At 71.3% G+C, this 21649-nt stretch carries 16 protein-coding genes; 12 read left to right on the top strand and 4 right to left on the bottom strand.

The window, feature by feature from the left end:
- The first annotated feature begins 113 nt into the window (after positions 1–113).
- From WMF29_RS45200 to WMF29_RS45190, 3 genes are all read left to right on the top strand, one after another.
- The gene (locus WMF29_RS45200) at positions 114–1637 is read left to right on the top strand and encodes a hypothetical protein (protein WP_437326233.1); all 1524 of its coding nucleotides are present in this window, start codon (positions 114–116) and stop codon (positions 1635–1637) included.
- A 537-nt stretch (positions 1638–2174) separates the two neighbouring features.
- Positions 2175–2363, top strand: coding sequence for a hypothetical protein (locus tag WMF29_RS45195; RefSeq protein ID WP_437326232.1), 189 nt, complete (start codon positions 2175–2177; stop codon positions 2361–2363).
- A gap of 52 nt (positions 2364–2415) precedes the next feature.
- A complete protein-coding gene (locus WMF29_RS45190) occupies positions 2416–3942 on the top strand; it encodes a hypothetical protein (RefSeq protein WP_437326231.1) in 1527 nt (508 codons plus the stop codon).
- Between the two features lie 285 nt (positions 3943–4227).
- Here the strand turns inward: WMF29_RS45190 and WMF29_RS45185 are convergent, their stop codons facing one another.
- Positions 4228–4623 carry a hypothetical protein gene (locus WMF29_RS45185; RefSeq protein WP_437326230.1) on the bottom strand — a complete coding sequence of 132 codons (396 nt, stop codon included), beginning with the start codon at positions 4621–4623 and terminating at the stop codon, positions 4228–4230.
- Between the two features lie 329 nt (positions 4624–4952).
- On the opposite strand from WMF29_RS45185, the gene WMF29_RS45180 reads away from it, so the two are divergent.
- The 6 genes from WMF29_RS45180 (at position 4953) to WMF29_RS45155 (ending at position 11174) form a co-directional block, all read left to right on the top strand.
- Positions 4953–5654: a DNRLRE domain-containing protein gene (locus tag WMF29_RS45180; protein WP_437326229.1), complete on the top strand. Its 702-nt coding sequence runs from the start codon at positions 4953–4955 to the stop codon at positions 5652–5654.
- Positions 5651–7066 carry an oligopeptide/dipeptide ABC transporter ATP-binding protein gene (locus tag WMF29_RS45175; RefSeq protein ID WP_437326228.1) on the top strand — a complete coding sequence of 472 codons (1416 nt, stop codon included), beginning with the start codon at positions 5651–5653 and terminating at the stop codon, positions 7064–7066. The genes WMF29_RS45180 and WMF29_RS45175 overlap by 4 nt, the downstream gene beginning before the upstream one ends.
- Positions 7063–8157, top strand: a complete 1095-nt coding sequence (locus WMF29_RS45170) for an ABC transporter ATP-binding protein (RefSeq protein ID WP_437326227.1) — start codon at positions 7063–7065, stop codon at positions 8155–8157. The genes WMF29_RS45175 and WMF29_RS45170 overlap by 4 nt, the downstream gene beginning before the upstream one ends.
- A gap of 358 nt (positions 8158–8515) precedes the next feature.
- Positions 8516–9253, top strand: a complete 738-nt coding sequence (locus tag WMF29_RS45165; protein WP_437326226.1) for a hypothetical protein — start codon at positions 8516–8518, stop codon at positions 9251–9253.
- Positions 9254–9451: 198 nt separating this feature from the next.
- Positions 9452–10075, top strand: coding sequence for a hypothetical protein (locus WMF29_RS45160; RefSeq protein WP_437326225.1), 624 nt, complete (start codon positions 9452–9454; stop codon positions 10073–10075).
- Positions 10076–10175: 100 nt separating this feature from the next.
- Complete coding sequence (locus tag WMF29_RS45155; protein WP_437326224.1) at positions 10176–11174, top strand: NADPH:quinone oxidoreductase family protein; 999 nt, start codon at positions 10176–10178, stop codon at positions 11172–11174.
- A gap of 114 nt (positions 11175–11288) precedes the next feature.
- On the opposite strand, the gene WMF29_RS45150 is transcribed toward WMF29_RS45155, so the two are convergent.
- Positions 11289–13502, bottom strand: a complete 2214-nt coding sequence (locus WMF29_RS45150) for a glycoside hydrolase family 3 protein (RefSeq protein WP_437326223.1) — start codon at positions 13500–13502, stop codon at positions 11289–11291.
- A gap of 1014 nt (positions 13503–14516) precedes the next feature.
- Here WMF29_RS45150 and WMF29_RS45145 point away from each other — a divergent pair.
- On the top strand, positions 14517–15758 hold the full coding sequence (locus tag WMF29_RS45145) for a hypothetical protein (protein WP_437326222.1): 1242 nt from the start codon (positions 14517–14519) through the stop codon (positions 15756–15758).
- A 33-nt stretch (positions 15759–15791) separates the two neighbouring features.
- On the opposite strand, the gene WMF29_RS45140 is transcribed toward WMF29_RS45145, so the two are convergent.
- Entirely contained in the window at positions 15792–17717 is a 1926-nt protein-coding gene (locus WMF29_RS45140) for a fructose-bisphosphatase class III (protein WP_437326221.1), read from the bottom strand.
- Between the two features lie 274 nt (positions 17718–17991).
- Here WMF29_RS45140 and WMF29_RS45135 point away from each other — a divergent pair, with 274 nt between their 5' ends.
- Together WMF29_RS45135 and WMF29_RS45130 are read left to right on the top strand one after the other, a co-directional pair.
- A complete protein-coding gene (locus tag WMF29_RS45135) occupies positions 17992–18345 on the top strand; it encodes a response regulator (RefSeq protein WP_437326220.1) in 354 nt (117 codons plus the stop codon).
- Between the two features lie 189 nt (positions 18346–18534).
- Positions 18535–18897 (top strand): VOC family protein, encoded by a 363-nt coding sequence (locus WMF29_RS45130; protein ID WP_437326219.1) that lies wholly within the window; start codon positions 18535–18537, stop codon positions 18895–18897.
- A 77-nt stretch (positions 18898–18974) separates the two neighbouring features.
- Here WMF29_RS45130 and WMF29_RS45125 read toward each other — a convergent pair whose 3' ends face one another.
- Positions 18975–21500, bottom strand: a complete 2526-nt coding sequence (locus WMF29_RS45125; protein ID WP_437326218.1) for a protein kinase domain-containing protein — start codon at positions 21498–21500, stop codon at positions 18975–18977.
- Positions 21501–21649 lie beyond the last annotated feature (149 nt).

Raw genomic sequence — 21649 nt, 5'->3', positions numbered from 1 at the left:
CACCTCGCGCGCGGCACGGATCGCGAACGGGCGTTTCACGCCCTGCGCCGCGCCGGGCTCGCGGCGTTCGACGCGCACGACTACGAGGTCGCGGCGCGCCTCTCGGCGAGGCGATGGAGCGGGTCGATGGCCTCGCCGAGGGCGCGCGCGAAGCGGCGCGCGCCGGCTGCGCGGAGGCGCTCGCCGACGCGCCGGTCGCCCTGGGTCGGACGCGCGAAGGCATCGACCTCCTGCGGCAGCTCGGCGCGGGCCCGGCGCCGCCCACCACCCGCGCGCGGTGGCTGCGCAAGCTCGGGGTGGCGCAGCTTCGCACCCCGGCCGTCGCCGGAGGCCTCGACGCCCTGGAGAGCGCGCTCGCGCTCCTCGGCGACCCGGTGCCCAGCCTCAGGCGCCGCCGCTTGCGGCGCATGGCGGGGGCCATGGCGCTCGCGTTCCTCAGGCATCTCTCCGGCGCGCGCCCCGTCCACGACGCCGCCGACGAGGAGCGGGCGGTGATCCACCGCGAGCTCGCGCTCATCCACCGCTGGATCGACCTCGAGCGAGCCGGCTTCCACCACGTTGCGTTCATCCGGCTCGCCTATCGCCTCGGCGCGGACGCGTACCTCGTCGAAGCGCACGCCGGGGCGGCCTTCCTCTTCTCGCTGCGATCGTGGCCTCGACTCGCGGCCTTCTTCTTCGGCAAGGCGCGGGCCGTCTCGCTGGGCGCCGAGGACAGGCACGGGCTCTCTCGCCTGGAGATCGTCCGGGCCGGCGTCGAGCTCTTGACGGGGCGCGACGAGGACGTGGCGCTCTCCCGCTTCGCCGAGGGAGTCCGCGGGGCCGAGGCCCTCGGGGATCGGTTCCTGCTCAACTTCGCCCTGACGATGCGCGGCTGGGCGGGGCTCTTGCTCGGACGCGCGGGGCAGGCCAAGGAGGACTTTGCTCGCGCCGGTGCGCTCGCGGCCGAGCTCGACGTCACGTGGCTCCGCGAGGACGCCGCGTGCGGCCGGAGCCTGGTCGAGCTCCTCCATGGCGAGCTCGAGACCGCGGCGCGCGCGGCGCGCGGCGTGCTCTCGTCCGATACGCGCCTTGCGCTGCCGGTGTTCGAGGCGCTGCCGAACGAGATCCTCGGCGCGGAGGCGTTCTTGTCGGGGCGGTTTCGTGAGGCGGTCTCGTATTTCGAGCGCGCTCGCACCCACTATGCGGCGCACCACCTGAACCGCGCCTGGGGCACGCTGGCCAAGCTCTTCCACAGCGAGGCGCTCCTCTGCCTCGCCGATGAGGAGGGGGGCCCCGCGACGCGGGAGCTCCTGGAGCATCTGCGCCGCGACGTCCGCCTGGCCAGGCGAATGAGCCGCCTTCACGTCTTCCGCGGCTGTGGGCTCTTGATGACCGGCGTCTACCGCGCTCGCCGCGGCGATGCGAGGGCGGCCCGCGCGCTCTTCGCGCGCGCCCTCGCCGAGCGCGGCGCGGCGCGCGAGACCTCGTATGTCGAGCTGTGGTTCAAGGTCCGGATCGCCATCGAGCTCCTGCGCCTCGGCGAGCCGAGGGCTTCGGTGGCCGCCACGCTCGACGACGCGGAGGAGGCCTATCGCGCCCTCGGGCTCGGCGGGGTAGGCACATGGCTGGCTCGCATGCGCAAGGCGCTTCGGGTCTGAAGCCGCGGCACCGGGTGTTCGCACGCCCTGCTGGACGAGATCGAGAAGCTGGCGCCCGCGGTCGATCGCGAGACTGTAGCTCTGCCCGAGGTGCGGGGCTGGGCGCAGAGGCGATCTCCGATGGGGGAAGGCTCGACAGGCTGCTCGGTCAAAGATAGCCAACGAGGGCAAGGCTGTCACGGACGAGAGGGAGCCGTAGATGACGCCGTCAGGTCGTCAGCGCGATCCGTGCCGTGGCCGTGATCGAGCGCCCGCCCGGGTATTCAGCATTCGGCCCGGTCGGCATACGCGAGCCCGCGCCTGCTGTGGCAAACAGCAAGGACGGGCGCCTGCCCGCGGCCGTGCTCGCTCGCCGGCGTCTCCATGGGCGCCTTCGCAGCTGAACTCGTGGTCCGTTGGGCAGACCGCCGACCCGCGCTCCGCGCGAACGCTCATCCTGCGGGTCACGCGTGCCCGACGCGAACGCGACCACGGGAAACACCTGAACACTTGCCAAGCGTAAGCGCGTGACGTATAAGTCCCCGCGAGAGGCCCGGCGTGACGAGCAACGACCCGCGAATGCAGCGCATTGAGGAAGCTGCGCGCAAATTGGCGCGGCGTCTAGCTTCCGAGGAAGGGAAGCGCGCGCTCGCCAAGGCTACCGAGGCGACGCTCTCGCGAATTCGCGAACGGCAGGATGCCAGCCGAGTCGATCCGAAGCTGCTCCAGAAACGTGTCACGCTCTGAGACGACGTTGGAGCCTCGGGTTCTGAAGTACGCGCCTGACGCACTCTGGGAGTTGCTCGCCTACGGTCCCGAGAATACCCGCGAGTCGATCGACGCGAAGCTCCACGCCGTCTACTTCGAAGAGTACTTTAATCAGCTCCAAGCGCGCACGATTGTCGTGGAAGACGGATATGTCGACCACGATTTCCTTGAGGACTTCGCAGCATACTACGTGCGGTGCTTCCAGCCTTACAGCCGGTACTGTCGACGACTTCATTTCTTCACAGTCGACATCGAGCCCGCCGAGTTTAGAGAGCTCTTGCGGGGGGACCTTCAAAAGTGCCCCTCACTTCAACAGGGCTATCTCGGGTTCATTGTTGTACGTCCAATCCCCCAGCGGGTGATAGGCCGGACCTGTTTGGCCACCTACCCAATTGAAGACGGCAGAGAGTTTCCGGCAGCGCGGACGCAGCAGGCGAACCTGTTCGGCATTTCACTCACTGTTCGCACCATTCCGTTTCAGGAGCAAGACCGAGCAGTGGCGGCCTGCGCGACGAGTGCTCTGTGGTCCATGTTCCAGGGAACTGGCCGGCTCTTTCAACATCGAATCCCATCTCCCGCCGAAATTACGCAGCAAGCCACCGCCACAAACCCATTGGACGGTCGAGCCTTCCCGGCAGGGGACGGTCTGATGTTCGTGCAAATGGCGGACGCCGTTCGATCGTGCGACCTTGAGCCGCTATGGGTCATGGACACCTACCCAGAATATTTTTTCGCCTCAATTCGCGCGCATCTTTCGGAGGGTATACCTCTTTTGCTCAACGGCGACGTTCTGGAGCGCGACGATCTTGGGCACCAGCATGGCGTGCACGCCGTAGCGATCACAGGCTACCGATTGAGCGACGAGCGAGCAGAACCTGAGAGCGACGGTTTCCTGATGCGCTCGTCTCGCATTCAAAAGTTGTACGCTCACGACGATGGCGTAGGGCCTTTCGCACGCATGGAGTTCATTGCAACGACTACCAAGGGGTGGTCGCATGCGAGACCGGCGTCCTGTCCCGTGCTCTCGACTTCGCAGTGCGCGTCTAACGACACGATCGGCAACCGGGTATTTTGCCCGGACGCCTTGCTGATTCCACTGTACCACAAGATTCGCGTGCCATTCTTGCGTATCTACAGTGAAATTCGCGCATTTGACAATTACTTGAAGTGCTTGGTCGCGGAGCTTTCGCAGTCGACGGGATCGTCATCCGGTTCTCCGGGCACCATTGACGATCTGGAATGGGACATACGACTCACCACCGTGAACAAGTACAAGACCGAATGCCTTACGCGAAACGGCCTTCGGGACCGCGAGATTCTGTTGACGACGAGCCTTCCACGGTATTTGTGGCTCGCCTCCGGCGTGCATCGTGATGGGTCCGGGCTCGACCTGCTCTTCGATGCTACTGGGCTCGAGCTGAGCAATCTCTGTCTACGCTTTGTGGATGCGGGATCTCCTGTGATTCTGCTCCTACAAAGTCTCGCCGGCACGGGCCAATCGGTCCAGTATTCTGGCTGCGATGGTGTTCTGACGACGGTGGTCGCCAGCACGGCATAGCGACCACGAACCAGCTGGGCTGCCCAATATCGCGTTGCAGCTCACCCTTGTTCGTCAGTAGGCCTCGCACGGATGCCTGCGTAGTCTCACCATTTCTCTGTCACCTATTCGTGCCGCACTTACCGAACAGCGGCGCCGACACCACAGGATCGGGCGTCAGCACACGCCTCCGCTTCGGATCGTAGATCCGGCCTTTCAGGTTGATCAGCCCCAGCCCGTCATCGCGCTCGTGCCCCGTCGGCCCCAGCCGCAGCTCCAGGTGCTCCGAACGCCGCCTTCCGCCGCTCAGCGCGGCGCGCTGCTCGCCGCCGGCACCGCGGTCCTCTGCCCCGAGCCCGAGCGCGCGCCGCCCTTGATACGCGCCTCCGTCACGACCTCGTCCCACTGCGCGTCGTACCCGTCGAAGTGAACCCGATAGGAGCCGGGAGCGACGACGCCGGTGATGATGGCGGGCTTGTACGAGCCCTTCCACTCGACCTCGATGCGGTCGCCGACCTTGCGCGCCGCCCCCTCGCTCGAGGCGCGCTGCTCCTCGTCGCGCAGGCGCCGGGCGCTCCCCTCGTGCAGGCATTGCTCGCGGTGGCAGGCGAGGCCCGAGGCGCAGTCGTCGTCGGCGCGGCACGGAGACCCGAGGGGCGCCTTCTTTCCGCAGGCGGCGAGCGCCCCAGGAACGGCAGCCACGATCAACAGCGCTCTGAGGAAGGTAATGGCTCGAACGCGCACGACACGGCATCCCATCAGAGCGGCCGCGGCCCGACAACAGGGATCGCGACGCTCTTGACCGGCAACGCCTCTCGAGACGCCCACGTTCCCCGCGTCCTCGCCGACCACGCCGTTCGGGCAGCGGCCCGCGCGCGCCCGCCACCGCCCCTCCCGGGCGCGCCGCCGCCCCCCACGCCCGAGCGCGCGCCCCCGTTTCGGCCGTTTCGGATGCGCCATCCCCTGCGCGCCACGCCCGCCACCACCCCCCCCCGGCCACCCGGGCCGCCCTCCCCGGGCCGCCCTCTGCTATGGTCGCCCCCGCTGTGCGTCTGCTCGCCGCCCTCGCGCCCGTGGCCCTGCTCGTCGCGGCGCCGCCGCTCCTGGGCTGCGGCGGCGGCCCCGCGAAGGACGCGGGCGTGTGCGCAAGCGCGGGCGTCTGCGGCGCCGGCTACTGCGTCGCCGGGCGCTGCCGGCCGGCGAGCGCCCTCCCCGCGCCCATCGACGCGCGCCGCGTCCTGCTCCCGCCCGCGGACCTCGCCGTCCTCGTCGAGGACGACGCCGCGGCCGCGCCGAGCGTCCCCGACGCCGTCGCGCTCGGGCGCGCCGGGGGCGGTGAAGTCGTCCTGCTGCTCCGGTTCTCGCCGACCTTCGGCGTCGGCGCCGACATCGCGAGCGCCTTCGTCGTGCTGGAGCCGGCCCCGATGGCGCCTCCCGCCGAGCGCGCGCTCACCCTGGAGGTCGCGCGCATCCTCGAGCCGTGGCGCTCCGAGACGGCGACGTGGGGCCGGCAGCCGCGCCTGTCGATCCCGGAAGCCGCCGCCATCGCGCGGCCCCGACCGGCGACGCCGCTGCGGATCGACGTCACCTCGCTCGTGCGCGACTGGGCCAGGCGGCGCAAGGACGACCACGGCATCGCCATCCTCGCGCCGGGGACCGACGCCGTCGGGGCCGCCTACTCGATGGGCATCTCCCAGGGCGTCGGCCCCCGCCTCGAGGTGTACGTACGGTGAGCACCGGCCAGGACGACGAGGACGACGACCTCGGCGCGCGGAACTCGCTCCCGCTTCCCCTGATCCGCCACGACCTCGGCGAGAGGAGGCCGGCCGTGCCCAGCGCGCCCTCTCTGCCCAGCGCTCCGGCCACGCCCGACGCCCCGAGCGGGGGAGCTCTTCCCGCGCCCACCACGCCGCCCGCAGGCCCTCTTCCCGCACCCACCACGCCGACCGCAGGCGCTCTTCCCGCGCCCAGCGCCTCCGCCGTCCCACGCAGCGCCCTCGCGCGCGGCCTGCTCGACGACGACGAGCCCGCCGTCACCCAGCGCTCGGCGGCGAGCGGGCGCCCCTCCGTGCTCCCCCGCACCGCGCCGCCCGTCTCGCCCGAGGAGGCCCCGCCGCCCACGCTGCTCCGGGTGAGCGACCTGCGCGTGTCGTTCGCCGCCGACGGCCGCGTCACGCGCGCCCTCGACCGCGTCTCGTTCACGGTGCCGCGCGGGCGCACCGTGGCGCTCGTCGGCGAGTCGGGCTGCGGCAAGACCGTGACCGCGCTCAGCGTCCTGCGGCTCCTGCCCGCGCCCTACGCGACCATCGACGGCGGCTCGATCGAGCTCGACGGCCAGGAACTCCTCTCGCTGAGCGAGCGCGAGATGCGCGCCGTGCGCGGCGGGAAGATCGGCATGATCTTCCAGGAGCCGATGACCTCGCTGAACCCCGTGTACACGGTCAGCGCCCAGATCGCCGAGGCGATCCGGCTGCATCGGCCGATGTCCCGCGGCGACGCCCGGCTCTACGCCGTGAACCTCCTGCGCAAGGTCGGCTTCCCGGAGCCCGAGGTCCGCGCGAACAGCTACCCGCACGAGCTGTCCGGCGGGATGCGCCAGCGCGTCATGATCGCCATGGCCCTCGCGCCGGAGCCCTCGCTGCTCATCGCCGACGAGCCCACCACCGCGCTCGACACGACGACGCAGGCGCAGATCCTCGACCTCCTCGAGCGGCTCAAGGCAGAGACGTCGATGAGCCTCCTGCTCATCGCGCACGACCTCGCCGTCGTCGGCGAGCTCGCGGACGAGATCGTCGTCCTCTACGCCGGCGTCGTCGTCGAGCAAGGGCCGGCGCGCGACGTGCTCGCGGCGCCCTCGCACCCGTACACGCGCGCGCTCCTCAGGAGCATCCCGGCGCGCGGGCTCCGCCCGCACCGCGTGCGCGGCGAGCGCTCGCTCCGCCTGCCGACCATCCCGGGCGCGCTGCCCGATCTGCGCGATCCGCCGCGCGGCTGCCGCTTCCAGGACCGCTGCGAGGCCGTGTTCGACCGCTGCCGCGCCGAGGCGCCGGACCTGTACGCCGTCCCGCCCGGCGCCGGGCACCACGCGGCGCGCTGCTTCCTCCTCACGGGCCCGGGGCGCGCGGGGAACGAGGGCGCCTCGTGACGCGCGACAGCGGCTCCCCGCCGCCCACCCAGCGCGACGAGCCCGGCGCCGCCGCGGCGCACCCGCAACCTGCAGCCGCGGCGCCTTCGGAAGGCGCGGAGAGCGCGCCCGGCGAGCGACCGCTCCTCCAGGCGGAGGGGCTCTCGAAGTTCTACCCGGTGCAGCGCGGCGCCTTCGCGAAGCCGACGTTCGTGCAGGCCGTCGTCGAGGCGACCTTCCACGTCCATCGCGGCGAGACGCTCGGCCTCGTCGGCGAGTCGGGCTCCGGCAAGAGCACCCTCGGGCGCCTCGTGCTCCGGCTCATCGAGCCCACGGTCGGCCGCGTCCTCTTCGACGGCCACGACCTGAGCGCCCTGTCGAGCCGCGCGCTGAGGGCCATGCGCCGGCGGATGCAGATCGTCTTCCAGGACCCCTACGGCTCGCTCAACCCGCGCATGACGCTGCGCGAGATCGTGGGCGAGGGCATCGTCATCCACCGCCTCGCGAGGAGCCGCGACGAGGAGACCGCGATGGTCGAGGGCGCGCTCCAGAAGGTCGGCCTGCGGCCGGACATGATGGAGCGCTTCCCCCACGAGCTCTCCGGCGGCCAGCGGCAGCGCGTCGCGATCGCCCGCGCCCTCGCCGTGCGCCCGGACTTCATCGTCTGCGACGAGCCCGTGAGCGCGCTCGACCTCTCGGTGCAGGCCCAGATCGTCAACCTGCTGGAGGAGCTCCAGGACGAGCTGTCGCTCGGCCTGCTGTTCATTTCGCACGACCTCCGGGTCGTCGAGCACGTGAGCCACCGCGTCGCGGTGATGTACCTCGGCCGCATCGTGGAGATCGGCCCCACGCAGGGCGTCGCCGGCCGGCGGCACCACCCGTACACGCGCGCGCTCTTCGATGCGACGCCGTCGATCGAGCGGGGGAGCAAGGCGCGCCGCCTGCTGCCGGGCGCGCCCGGGAGCGCGATCAACCCGCCCGACGGATGCGTGTTCCACCCTCGCTGCCGGAAGGCCGAGGAGGGCAAGTGCGATGTCGAGATCCCGCCGCTCGAGGAGCTCGTCCCCGGCAGCGGCCACCGCGTGGCGTGCTGGTACCCCGAGATCGAGTGACGGCGGCGCGCCGGCGCGCCGTGGGATGTGCCGGGTCGGCTGCTGGTTCGTGCGTTGAGATGTCGCCGGGATGCCCCGGAATAGCTGGCTCGCCGGGAATGGCGCCCTGGGAGCGCAGCAGCCCACAGCCACCACGGCCCAAACTGGCACAATCGAAGATCCGGTGTGTCACGCGCCAGAGGCGCTCCTGCGGGATCTGCGCTTGTTGCGCGCGGCATCCCTTTTGCTGCACGCCCCGCGCCGCCGCGCGCGAGGTTCGGTGGCGTAGCGACGAGGTGATGCGATGACGAGCGACGTGCTTCGCGTGCTGGCGGCAGCCCTGCTGTCCAGTGCGTGCCTCATGGGATGCAAGAGCAGCGTGAATGACGGCGTTGGCGCCAGCAGCGGCGACGGCGGCAACGGCGGCAACGGCGGCAGCAGCAGCAGCGGCGATAACAGCGGCGGCCACAGCAGCGGCAACGGCAGCAGCAGCAGCGGCGATAACAGCGGCGGCCACAGCAGCGGCAGCGGCGGCAGCAGCAGCAGCGGCGGCAACGACGACACCGGCGAGGACGGCACCGGCGGCTGCGGCGAGGGCAGCCGCTGCACCCCGCCGGAGGACGAGCCGTGCGCGGTGCGCGACGTCGAGGGCACGATCCCCGGCGTGAAGATATCGATCGAGTCGAGCCGGTGCGCCTACCAGCAGGGAGAGCCGGCGGAGTTCATCTACACGATCACGACCGACTCGAGCGTCCCTCCGATCGACGTCGCGGCCTCCACCGGCTGCGGGCGCTGCGTCGAACCCACGAGCGATCCGCTCTCGCTCGTCTCCTACAAGATCAGCGGCCTCTCGGGGGGCGCCGATCCGCAGCCGCAGCTCTACTGCCTGTGCGACGTGGGCTGCTGCGCTCCCGACGAGGCGGTGACCGTGCAGGTCGACGCGACCTCGGCGACGCAGACGATCCGCTGGTCGGGGCGGCAGTGGACCGGGCCGTCCGACACGAGCAATCCGGAGGGCGCCCCGTTCGCGCCGGGGAGCTACGATGTCGAGGTGACGTTCGATGGCAAGGAGCAGGGCTCCGTGACGGCGAAGCTGCCGATCGAGATCTACCCCTGAAGCAGGGCTGAGGCGAAGCCGGCAGGCAGGTAGCGGCCCAGGCTGGCACAATTGACGGCCCGGGGTGGAGCGAGCCACGGCCTGTTCCTCAGGAGCCCGCACGCGCTCCGTGGAGCATCTCCCTTGCTGCCGATCGCGCGCCGCCGCAGACAGGCGGCGTGGCGCGAAGGAGGGAGAGGTGAGGGAATGGCGAACGACATGATTCGAGCTCTGGCGATAACCTTGCTGTCCGCTGCGTGCGCGGCCGGATGCGGCGGCAGCAAGGAGGGCGGCGGGAGCGGCGGCGACGGCGAGAGCAGCAGAGGCGGCGACCGCGGGCTGCCGCCGGGGGCCGAGCCGTGCGCGGTGCGCGACGTCCAGGGCACGATCCCGGGCGTGACGATATCGATCGAGTCCAGCCGCTGCGTCTACTGGAGGGGCGAGCCAGCGGAGTTCGTCTACACGATCACGACCGACGCGAGCGTCCCTCCGATCGAGATCACGGCGTCCGACGGGTGCGGGCACTGCGTCGTGCCGAGCGCGGATCCGCGCTCGTTCGTCACGTACCAGATCACAGGGCTGTCGACGGCGGGAGATCCACAGCAGTACTGCCTCTGCGACACGGGGTGTTGCGCTCCCGACGACGCGGCGACCGTGCAGGTCGACGCGACGGCGGCGACGCACACGATCTCCTGGTCGGGGCGGCAGTGGAGCGGGCCCTCGGACACGGACAACCCGGAGGACGAGTTCTTCGCGCCGGGGACCTACGATGTCGAGGTGACGTTCGACGGGCAGGAGCAGGGCTCCGTGACGGCGAAGCTGCCGATCGAGATCGTCCGCTGATCGCGCGCGCCGGCGATCCCGCAGGGGATCCGCGGCGCGCGAGGCCGCGCCGCCGCGGCTTCCGCCGGGTCGCCCGTGCTTTCTGCTAAGGTCCGCGCGCATGCACGCCTGGCGCGGACACGCCTTCGGTCCCCCCGAGATCCTCGTCTGGGAAGAGGTGGACGACCCCCCGCTCGCCGAGGGGGAGGTCCGGATCGAGGTGGCCGCCGCCGCGATCAACTTCCCCGACGTGCTCTTCACGGCGGGCGCGCACCAGGTCAAGCCGACTCCGCCGTTCATCCCCGGCTTCGAGGTCGCCGGCGTCGTCGTCGAGAGCCGCGAGCCGTCCCTCCCGCCGGGCGCCCGCGTGGCCGCGACGCTCCCCGGCTCCGGCGGGTACGCGACGCGCGCGATCGCGGGGCCGCGCACCACCTACGCGCTCCCGGACGCGATGCCGTTCGAGGACGCCGCGGCGATGACCATCACCTACCAGACAGGCCACTTCGCGCTCCACCGGCGCGCCGGCGTCCAGCCGGGCGACACGGTCCTCGTGCACGCCGGCGCGGGCGGCGTCGGCAGCGCGGCGATCCAGCTCGCCAGGGCGGCCGGCGCGACCGTCATCGCGACCGCCGGCGGCGAGGAGAAGACGGCGGTCTGCCGCGCGCTCGGGGCGGACGTCGCGATCGACTACCGGCGCGAGGACTTCGTCGCCGTCGTGAAGGAGCGGACCTCGGGCCGGGGGGCCGATATCGTCTTCGACCCCGTCGGCGGCGACGTCTTCGATCAATCGACGAAATGCGTCGCGTTCGAGGGCCGCATCGTGGTGATCGGCTTCGCCTGCGGCCGCATCCCCGCGGCGCGCGCGAACCACCTGCTCGTGAAGAACTACTCGGTCATCGGCCTCTACTGGGGCACCTACAGCCGCACCCGGCCCGATCTCACGCGGAGGGCGCAAGACGAGCTCTACGCGCTCTACGGCCAGGGCGCGATCAAGCCGCTCGTCTCCGCCGCGCGGCCGATGGCGGAGGCGAAGGCGGCCATGACGGCGGTCACGTCCCGCGCGACCACGGGCAAGGTGGTGCTCACGACCGCTCGAGGCGGCGGCGCGCTGACGCGCTGACGCGCTGAGCGCGGAGACCCGGCCCGCTGTGCAGCGGGCTGGGTCCCTCGGCCTATCTCACGAATGCCACCGCTGCGGAGAGCTGGGAGAACGGCAGCGGCGCGGAAGATGGGATCAGTTGCAGCCGCCGGCGGTGGACGCCTCCGGGAGCGCCGCAGGCGTCTCCTTGTTCTCCGTCGTCAGGCCGAAGCCGTACGGGAACAGCGCGCCGTCTTCCCCGCGGTTGACGCGCTGGCAATCGGTCGCAGGCCAGGAGTACGAGAGCTTGCCCTGGAACGGCTGCTTGCCGAACAGCACGTCGGCCACGCCGCCGCCCTCGGAGCCCGGGAGCCACGCGGCCACGAAGGCGTCCGAGCGGTTCAGCTCCTTGTTGACGTAGAGCGGACGGCCCGACAGAAAGACCGTCACGATCGGCAGATCCGGCTTGGCCGTGCGGATCGCCTGGAGGACCTGCAGATCCTCGGGGTGGAAGACCGCGTGCTCCAGCGTCTTCGCGTGCGGCGTGTCGTCCGTCGCGAGCTGGATGTCGCCGTACATCTCGGCATAAGGCGTCTCGCCGATCACCACGATCGCCGCGTCGAAGGTCCCTGAATTGGCGGCGGAGCCGTTGGCGCTCAGCGTCGCCTGGCCGCCGCCGGCCGACACCAGATCCTGGATCCCCTTGAGGATCGACGTCGCGCCGGGGAAGTCGGCGTTCGTGAGGTCGGTGCCCTGCCACGTCCGCGACCAGCCGCCGGACTGGTTCGGGATGCTGTCCGCGGACTTGCCCGCGACGAGCACCTTGGCCGACGCGGCGAGGGGCAAGACCCCGCCGGCGTTCTTCAGGAGGACGAGCGACTTGCTGACCGCCTCGCGCGCGAGGGCGCGGTGCGCCGCTTGCCCGAGCACCGACTGATCGCCCGCGAACATCCGCTTCGACGGCGCCTGCTTGGTCTTCTTCGGGCCGAGGAGCCCCGCCCGCATCTTGACCCGCAAGATCCTCGTCACGGCGTCGTCGACGCGCGCCATCGAGATCTGGCCCCCCTTCACCTGACTGAGGGTGTTCTCGTAGAACGCCTTCCAGTCGTCCGGGACCATGATCATGTCCACACCCGCGTTGATCGAGGCGGCGCACGAGGCGTTGGTGCAGCCCGACACCTGCCCATGACCGTTCCAGTCGCCGATGACGAACCCGTCGAAGTGGAACTTGTCCTTCAGCACCCCGGTGAGCAGATCGCCCTTCCCGTGCATCTTCGTGCCGCGGACGCTGTTGTACGACGCCATGACGGTCTGCGCGCCCGCCGGAATGGCAGACAGGTAGCCCTGAGCGTGGATCTCGCACAGCTCGGTGTCGGAGGCGAGGTTGTTCCCCTGGTCATCGCCCTTGTCCGTGCCGCCGTCACCGATGAAGTGTTTGGCCGTCGCGATGACGTGCATCGCGCCGAGGAGATCAGGGCTGTTCGCGGCGCCCTGGATGCCTTGCACGATCCGGCCCGCGTAGGCGTTCACGATCTCGGGATCCTCGGAGTAGCCCTCGTACGTGCGGCCCCAGCGGTCGTCGCGCACCGTCGCGAGCGTCGGCGCGAAGGTCCAGTCGAGCCCCGTCGCGAGGACCTCCTTGGCCGTCGCGGCGCCGATGCGCTCTAGCAGCTCGGGGTCGTGGGCCGCGCCGAGGCCGATGTTGTGCGGGAAGAGCGTGGCGCCGCGGACATTGTTGTTCCCGTGCACCGCGTCGATGCCCCAGATGATCGGGATGGCCACGCGGCCACCGCTGGTGTCCACCGAGGCGTTGTAGAAGTCGTCGGCGAGCTTCACCCAGTCCGCCGCCGTCGCGTTCTTGTTCTTCCCCGGCCACGAGCCGCCGCCGTTCAGCACGGAGCCGATGTTGTACTGCTTCACCTCGGCCGGCGTGATCTTCTGGATCTCGGCCTGCACCATCTGGCCGACCTTCTCCTCCACCTTCATCTTGCCGAGCAGCTCGGTGATGGCCGCCTCGATCTCCGGATCCTGCGCGATCGCGCTCCGCACCTCGGGCCAGCCATTGTCGCAGGGCAAGAGGCCGCTGCTGTCCCCGGCGCCGCTGCCGCCGCCGCCGGTGGCGTCGCTGCCGCCGGTGCCGCCGCCTCCGGTCCCGGAGCCGCTGGCGGAGGAGCCAGCGCCAGCGCCGGAGCCGCTGCCGGAGCCGCTTCCGGAGCCAGCGCCGGCGCCGGAGCCGCTTCCGGAGCCAGCGCCAGCGCCGGAGGTGGCACCGGAGCCGGTCGCGTTGTCGGACGTGTCGTCACCGCAGGCGGCCGGCGCGAGAACGACAGCCGCCGCCAAGATCCATGTTGCATACCGTGTGAGGCGCATGGGTGCTCCCCTCTCTTGTGAATGAGATGAAGGATGGGCTCTGAGGTGAACCGTGCCGGGCAGCAGAGCCCTGTCGAGCCGCTCGCCCGAGAGAGGCCGAAAGCCGATCGAGGGCGTGAGCATGGGAAGAAATGATCTCCAAGCGATGGGTGTAAGAAATATAAGGCAGAGAGCGAACGTTCTAATCCATGACTCCACCGGCACGCAAGCCCCCCTCATGCCGCGAACGAGGGTTCGGTCGCGTGGTCGCGCTCGCGCGATCGTCGCCGCCGCGCCGTGACGATGAGGCCGAGCCAGCTCTCTCGTGCCTCGTGGCGCGCCGGATGACACGGTGCGTCCTGGGACGCCACCGGTTAACCATAGTTCGAGTCGGGCCGCAAGTTGCAAACCCGATGGCGCAGCGCGGTAATTTACCCGTGGCATAACGCGACAACCCGTGCACGAGCGAGGACGCGACGGGCTCATCGATGGATGCGGGCTCACCGGGGTCGAGCACACCCTCTCCGATCCGATGATCGAGAGACGGCGCGAGGAAGACAAGGAGGAGAGATGATGGCGGCGCAACGACGAGCCATCCTTAACTGAGTTGACATCACCAGCGTTCCACCGGCGGTCGAGGGAGTCGGCGATCAACGCTCCATCATGAAGATGGCGGTGAACAACTATCATGTGCCGTCGCACCTCGGGGATACGACGCAGCCGCGGCACCACGCCGCGAGCGCTCCGGATCGTCGAGCCCGTCCTCGCGTGGTCGTACACCTGCAATGAGGACTCCAGCCGGGCGCGGCGTGATCGGCGCGGTCAAACAGGGCCGGCGGACAGAGCCGTGGCCTCACTGCAGCGCGAGCCGACGGGCGAGCCGGGGCTTCGACCGCCGCGATTCAGCGGAAGCATATTCCGTCAAGGGAGCAATGATAAAATCCTGTCTTCTGAGCAGCAGCATTTACCCGCGATACTGCACGCGCCTATTCTCCGCGCATGGTCTCTATCCCGCGTACTTCCATTCGTCTCTTCATGACCACCGGGACGCTGCTCCTCGCGCTCACCGCGTGCGGTGACGACGAGGTCGGCTTTGGCACAGGCGGCGCAGGCGGTGAGGGCGGCGGCGGCACCTCCACCAGCACCGGCGCAGGAACTGGCGGCGGCAGCACCAGCGGCAGCGGCGGCGAGGGCGGCACCGGCGGCGCTCCCGGCACGGGCGGCGAGGGCGGCGCCGGCGGCGCTCCTGGCACGGGTGGCGAGGGCGGCGCCGGCGGCGCTGCCGGCGCGGGTGGCGAGGGCGGCGAGCCTTCCACCGGCACGGTCGGTGCGGGCGGCGAGCCTTCCACCGCTGCCAGCACCAGCGTCGCGGCTAGCTCCAGCGGCTCGGGCGGCGAGTCCTCCACCGCCGCCACCACCAGCGCCGCGGTCGGCGCGGGCGGCTCGGGCGGCGAGTCCTCCACGGCTGCCACCACCAGCGTCGCGGTTGGCGCGGGCGGCTCGGGCGGCGAGTCCTCCACGGCCGCCACCACCAGCGTCGCAGTTGGCTCCGGCGGCTCGGGCGGCGAGTCCTCCACCGTCGCGGTCGGCGCTGGCGGCGCGGGCGGCGAGTCCTCCACCGTCGCAGTCGGCGCTGGCGGCGAGTCCTCCACCGCCGTCGCAGTCGGCGCTGGCGGCGCGGGCGGCGAGTCCTCCACCGTCGCGGTCGGCGCTGGCGGCGCTGGCGGCGAGTCCTCCACCGCCGTCGCAGTCGGCGCTGGCGGCGCTGGCGGCGAGTCCTCCACCGCCGTCGCAGTCGGCGCTGGCGGCGCGGGCGGCGAGTCCTCCACCGTCGCGGTCGGCGCTGGCGGCGCTGGCGGCGAGTCCTCCACCGCCGTCGCAGTCGGCGCTGGCGGCGCGGGCGGCGGCGCTGGCGGCGCGGGTGGCGATGACGGCGAGCCCGTGCGATGGGCCGACGTGGAGCCGATCCTGCTGGCGAAGTGCTCGCCCTGCCACACCCGCACGGATCCCCCGCCGGCCAGCGGCTTCTCAATCACCTACGAGTCCGCGAAGCTTCCCTCGAACTCGGCCCAGTGCGCCGTGGGCCCGGGTGAACCCGCGAGGACGCAGGGGGCGTGCACCGTCATCCGCATCCACGATCTCGACAACGCCACCCGCATGCCGCGCAACCGCGGATGCACCGGCGACCCGGCGCTCGACGCCGCGAACGCTAACTGCCTGACGGCCGCAGAGCAGCAGACGCTCGTCGACTGGATCGCGGACGGTCAGCTGGAGTGACGAGGCCAGGCGCGGGCCCCGCCGCGCCTCACGTCACCTCGGCTGCTCCAGGAGCGCGCCGTCTCGATACGCCTCGATGAGCCGCTCCAGGATCTCGATCTCCCGCTCGAGCTCCTCCCCCTTCTCGGTGTCTCCCACCCGGCGCTCGGCCTCGTAGACCTCCACGTCCGAGATCACGGGGATGATGTCCTCCCCCGCCTCGACGGCCTGCTCGACCGACGTGAAATGGTGGTGCTGCGCGAGCCGCGCCCCGCTCGCCTCGAGCACGAGCGTGTACCCCTTGTCGCCGTACGCCTCCGAGAACGCCCCGTCGATCGTCACCGCGCGGCGCGACGCCTTGATCGGCGACTCCCCCCGCTCGACCCGGACCGGCACGTGCCCGTTCACGATGAGCCCGCGCTCCTCGTCCACACCGAACTCGCGGCACACCCGGCCGCAGAACGCGGCGTCGTGGATCAGGTGGAAATACGGGTTCTTCGTCTCCTTGTGCGTCCTCTCGTCGGCGACGAAATACGACTCGAACGTCGTCATCCGGTCCTTGCCGAACATGGGCGAGAGCGGCCCGGTCCAGAGGTACCAGAGCAGGTCGACGTCCTCCTGCGCGCCCGCCCGGAAAGCCCGGCGCACCGTCCGCTCCAGCGCGTCGAACAGCGCCCTGCCGCGGCGAACCTCGCCGTCCACCACGAAAGGGAGGAGCTCGCCCTCGCCGTCCACCGGGACACAGCCGTGGAAGATGAGCGCCCGGTCGCGCCTGAGCCACGTCGTCCCCTGCTGCACCATCCAGCGCATCTGGCGGGACAGCGCCGGGCTCCTCAGGAAAGACTCTTTCAGAAGGGCGATGCACGCCGCCTCGTCCGGCGTCAGCGCGTACGGATCGCCGGGGTCGAGCGTCGGGAAGCGCGCGTCGAGCAGCGGAAACACCTCGCCGTCGATCGCGACCGTGCCCGCGCGCGGGTCGATGCGATGGAGGAGGCAGCGGTGCTCGAGCGCGTACTCCGGGCGGCGCCGGCAGAGCTGCCCCTCCAGCTTGAACTGGAGGACGGCCGCGGCCTTCTGCATCCGCGCCAGCAGGAGGGTGTCGCGCAGCCCCTCGCCCCGGACCGCGAAGCGCTCCGCCGGATCGTCGGCGTAGGCGGTGCGCGCGAGCCGATCGAGCGGCGCCACCGGGATGCCAAAGCCCTCTTCCAGCTGCGACAGGCGCCCGTACCGCAGCGAGAGCCGGACCACGGTGGCGATGAGCGCCTCCTGGCCGAGGCTCGCGCCCATCCAGCTCACGTCGTGGTTGCCCCACACGACCCGCACGCGCGGCTGGCGCATCAGGTACTCGATCACCTTGTCCAGCCGGGGACCGCGATCGCCGAGATCGCCGGCCACCACGAGCTCGAAGACCGTCAGGTTCCGGATGGCGCGCGCCGTGGCGCGCAGGATCTCTATCTCGCGGCCGTGCTGCACGAACGGATCGATGAGCGCGTCGAGGTAGCCGCCCTCGCCGAGGGTGGCGCGCGCCGACACGAGCTCGCGGAGCAGGCCCCGCATGTCCTCCGGGAACGCCGCCTCCACCTGGCGGAGCGTGTAGCGCAGCGACAGCGCGCGGATGACCTCGACCTCGCGCGCGAGCGTCCAGACCAGGAAGCCCCGCCGCGCCCCCTCGCTGTGGGACGCGACGCGGGCATAGCTCTCGCGAGGGTAGTAGACGACCGAGAGCAGCGCGCGCTTCTCGGCCGCCGTGAGCCGGTCGCCGAAGACCCGCTCGACGAGCGGCCGCAGGCTCCCCGAGGCGTTGTTGATGATGTGCTTCAGCTTCCTGTGCTCGCCGTGGACGTCGCTGACCACGTGCACCGTCCCCTTCGGGAGCGACAGGATCGCCCGCAGATGGCCGATCTCCGAGAGCGCGGCCTCGGTCGTCGGGTACCGGCCCGCGAGGGCCCGGAGGAGCGGCAGCTCCCGCGTGTCGAGCATGGCGCCGCAGCATAGAGCAAGGCCGCGGCTCGACGCACACGCGCGCGCGCGCGCGCGCGTGTGACGTGTGCTGCGTGCCGCGCTGAAGCAGCCGGGCAAGCGCGCAAGGCGAGCGCATGTGCCTGGCTCTGCCGCGTTTCTCCTTGCGGCCGCGCGGCGTCCTACTAGCAAATGCAATGGGAGCCCATGCAATATCGGGGCTGCGAGGCGGCCTCTTTGCGCCGAGCGGCCTCGACGCCGGCCCCACATTCACCAGCGAACGCCCTCTTTCTACATGACCAAGTCTGTTCTGATCATCGATGATGACGTGGATCTGGCGACGACCCTGGCCGAGACGCTGCGCGACCTCGGTTATGAGGCGACGCCCTTCTTCAGCGGGCGGGAGGCGCTCGAGCGGCTCCTCGACGGCGAGAGGCCCGGAGTGATCCTGCTCGACCTGATGATGCCGAAGATGAACGGCTGGAAGGTGTGCGACGAGCTCTGCGCGGTCCCCGCGCTGGAGGAGATCCCCGTCGTCATCATGACCGCGGCGTCGAACATCAGGCAGCCGATGCCGACGCACGCGCGCAAGGTGCTCAGCAAGCCGTTCGAGCTCGAGGCCCTGCTCAGGACGATCGACGCCGCCTGAGCGGCGCTCGATGACGGCCGGACGGCTGAGAGCGGCGGTCGCCCCTGGGGCTCAGCGACGGCGCGATGCCGCGGTGAGGGAGCGAGCGCGCATCGACCGCAAGATTCTCCAAGAGCGCCGGGGGCACCCCTCGCTAGCGTCTCCGGCGTGGAGGCGCCCTCTCGTGGGTCCTCCTCATGAGGAGGCAACATGTACGATCACATCGGACTGAAGGTGAAGGACATCGAGGCGAGCGTTCGCTTCTACGCCGCTGCGCTGGCGCCGCTCGGTCACGTGCTGTGCGCCCGCGACGAGGCTTATGCGAGCTTCGGTCCCGAGGGGGCCCCGGCCCTTTATCTGCAGGTGGACCACGGCCCCCGGGGCCCCGGCGCGCACATCGCCCTGCGCGCCGCGGATCATGCCGCGGTCGATCGGTTCTACCGGGAGGGGCTGGCGGCCGGCGGCCGCGACAACGGCAAGCCCGGCGTGCGCGCGGATTATGGCCCGACGTATTATGCGGCTTTCCTGCACGACCCCGACGGCAACAACCTGGAGGCGGTCTGTATGAAATAGGGGCGCGCGGCCATTGCGCCATCGCCGCAGAGGGCTCCGGCCGCCGCACCGAGGCGGCCCGGGCGCCGAGCGCCGGGCTACCGCTTCTTCTTCGCCTTCGGCGGTGCGCTCGGCTTGATATCGATGCTCGTGGCCCCCTGGCAGGGCACCTGCGCCGTCACACCCGCGCTGAGCCACTCGGGGAACTTCGTCTTCCCGGGCCGGCCGACGCGCACGAAGAAGCGGCCGCAGCGCACGGCCAGCGCCTGGTTCACATCCCCCGCGTACTTGCCCGTCATGTAGACGCCCCCCGGCTGCGGAAACCCCACCGTGAGCAGGCCCTGATCCTTGGGCAGCGACGCGGGATTGCCCCCCTGCTTCGCCTGGCTCGCTGCCTCCTTCGCAGCGGCCTCCTTCGCCGCCGCGGCTTCCTTCGCAGCGGCCTCCTTCGCCGCGGCGGCCTCCTTCGCTGCAGCCTCCTTCGCCGCGGCGGCTTCCTTCGCTGCAGCCTCCTTCGCCGCAGCGGCTTCCTTCGCCGCGGCCTCCTTCGCCGCGGCGGCCTCCTTCGCCGCAGCCTCCTTCGCCGCGGCGGCCTCCTTTGCTGAAAGCGTCTTCGCCGCCTGCGCCTTCCCTACCGGAGCCTTCTTCGCGGGGGGCGACTCGCTCGCAGCGGACGCCGCCGCGGCTGTGGGCTCGACGAGCGCGGGCGCCAGCTCCACCGCGGCAGCGGCAGCCGGCTCGGGCCGATCCCGTCGCGCCACGTAGATCCAGAGCCCCGCCACCACCGTCGCCGTGATCGCCGAGACCGCGATCGTCCCGGCAGGCGACAGCGAACGCGGCGCTTGCCACGCCAGCGCAGGCAGCCGCGGGCGCCGCGACGACGCGCCCGCCGGGGGCGACGACTCCGTCGGAGAGCCGCTGCGGCCCTCCGCGCTCGGCCTCGGGTACGGCACGCCCCCGGGCGGCGTCAGCCCCGATGAGCCGTCCACCGGCACCGTCACCCCGGGCGGCGTCAGGCCCGACACGCCCATCGGCACGGTCACGCCGGAGGGGGTCACCGGCGAGCCGGAAGGCGGCTTCGGCGGCGCACCCAGGAACGCGGGCGCGAGATCCGCCGGGAGGGCCGGCGGCGGACCGAAGCGGATCGCCTCCGGGATCACCGAGGTGGTCGGCACGAAGCGGGCTGCCTCCGCGCCCGTGCCGGGCATCGTCGTGCCGTCCTCCTCGAAGAACACCGGATCGACCTCGGTCAACGTCGGCGGCCCGCCCCCCGGCGGCCCCTCGTCGGCCGCCGCCGCGTCGCGCTCCGCCGCGCGCTTCGACGCCTCGAACAGGCGGCCGAACGTCTCGCGATCCGGCAGCGCGGGCCTTCGTCCCTCGACGCCCTTCGCGCCCTCGCCCCTCGCTTCGAGCGCCGACGACGGGTGGCCCGCCGGCACCGGGATCGTGATCGGCTCGGGCGCCGGCGCGCCGAGCGTCGGCTTGCCTTCCTGCCGAGCCGACCCGCTCAGCGCCTCGGACGCCGCCGCCGAGGGAGGCGCGGTCTTCGCCTGCGCGCCGGGGGTCCGCAGCCTCGCGGCGCCGCCGTCCCTGGCCGCCTGATCCCTGGCAAAGAGATCCTTCGCGAGCCGCTTCGCCGCGTCCGCCGCGGGCCGCGCGGTCTGGCCTCCCTTGCCCTTGACCGGGATCGTCGGCCGCCTGTCCTCCTCGCGATCCGCGTCCTCGATCTCGATCGTCGCGTGCGCGGATTGCACGCGCGTCACGAGCTCGGCCTTCCCCTTCTCCGGGCGAGCGACCTTCGCGAGCGCCTGCTCGATCTCGTGAACGGTGATCTTCCGATCGTCCGGCGCGGGCGCGAGGGCCGTGTCGAGCAGCGCCACGATCGGGCGCGGGATCTCCGGCCGGATCGTGGCGATCGCCTGCGGGCGCGTGCCGTCCGCGGGCGGCCGCCGCCCCGTGAGCAACGACCAGAGCAGCAGCCCCACGCCATAGATATCGGCCTTCACCGTGACGCGCTCGGCGCGCGCCTGCTCGGGCGCCATGTAGCCCGGCGCGCCCTTCACAACGCCCGCGATCGTATCGGGCGTGCGCCCGAGGATCTTGCCGATGCCGAACCCCGTCAGGCGCACCTGCCCGTCCCACCCGATCACGATGTTCTCCGGGTGGAGGTTGCGATGGATGATCGGCGTGGGGCTGCCGTGCTCATCGACGGACCCGTGCGCGTGCGCGAGCGCCCCGGCGATGCAGTGGACCAGGTAGTAGACCGCCGCGTCGGCGAGCTTCTGCTGCCGCGCCGCGAGGTGCTGGTGCAGCCGATTGAGGTTCACGCCCTCGACGTGCTCGAGCACGAGCACGAGCCGGCCGTCGTGCTCGAAGAAGTCGAACATCCGCACGATCGCCGGGTGGTTCATCGTCGCGCAGATCGACGCCTCGCGCGCGAGCTCGTCGGCGAAGCGCGGATCGCCCTCGGCGGTATTCGGGACGAGCTTCAGCACGCAGACGCGGCGAAACCCGAGCGGGCCATCCAGTCGCCCGAGATAGACGCTGGTGGGCCCAGAACCGGACAGGTGCCGGAGAATCTTGTAGGCCCCAATCGTCTCGGGAGCGGGCTCCGTCGGAAACATCCGGGGCCGATCATACCCAAGCGGGGCGAAGCCCCCAAGCCAACGACCAAGACCGATCACTTCGCGGCGCCAGGAGGCGTCCCCGGGCGCCTCGGTACGAGCCCATGCTCCACGCGCCCTGTACGGCGCGTCGCTCTCCCGTTCGCCAG

Source organism: Sorangium sp. So ce381, from assembly GCF_051473845.1.
Classification (GTDB): domain Bacteria; phylum Myxococcota_A; class Polyangia; order Polyangiales; family Polyangiaceae; genus Sorangium; species Sorangium atrum.
This window is presented reverse-complemented; position numbering and strand designations above follow the sequence as displayed.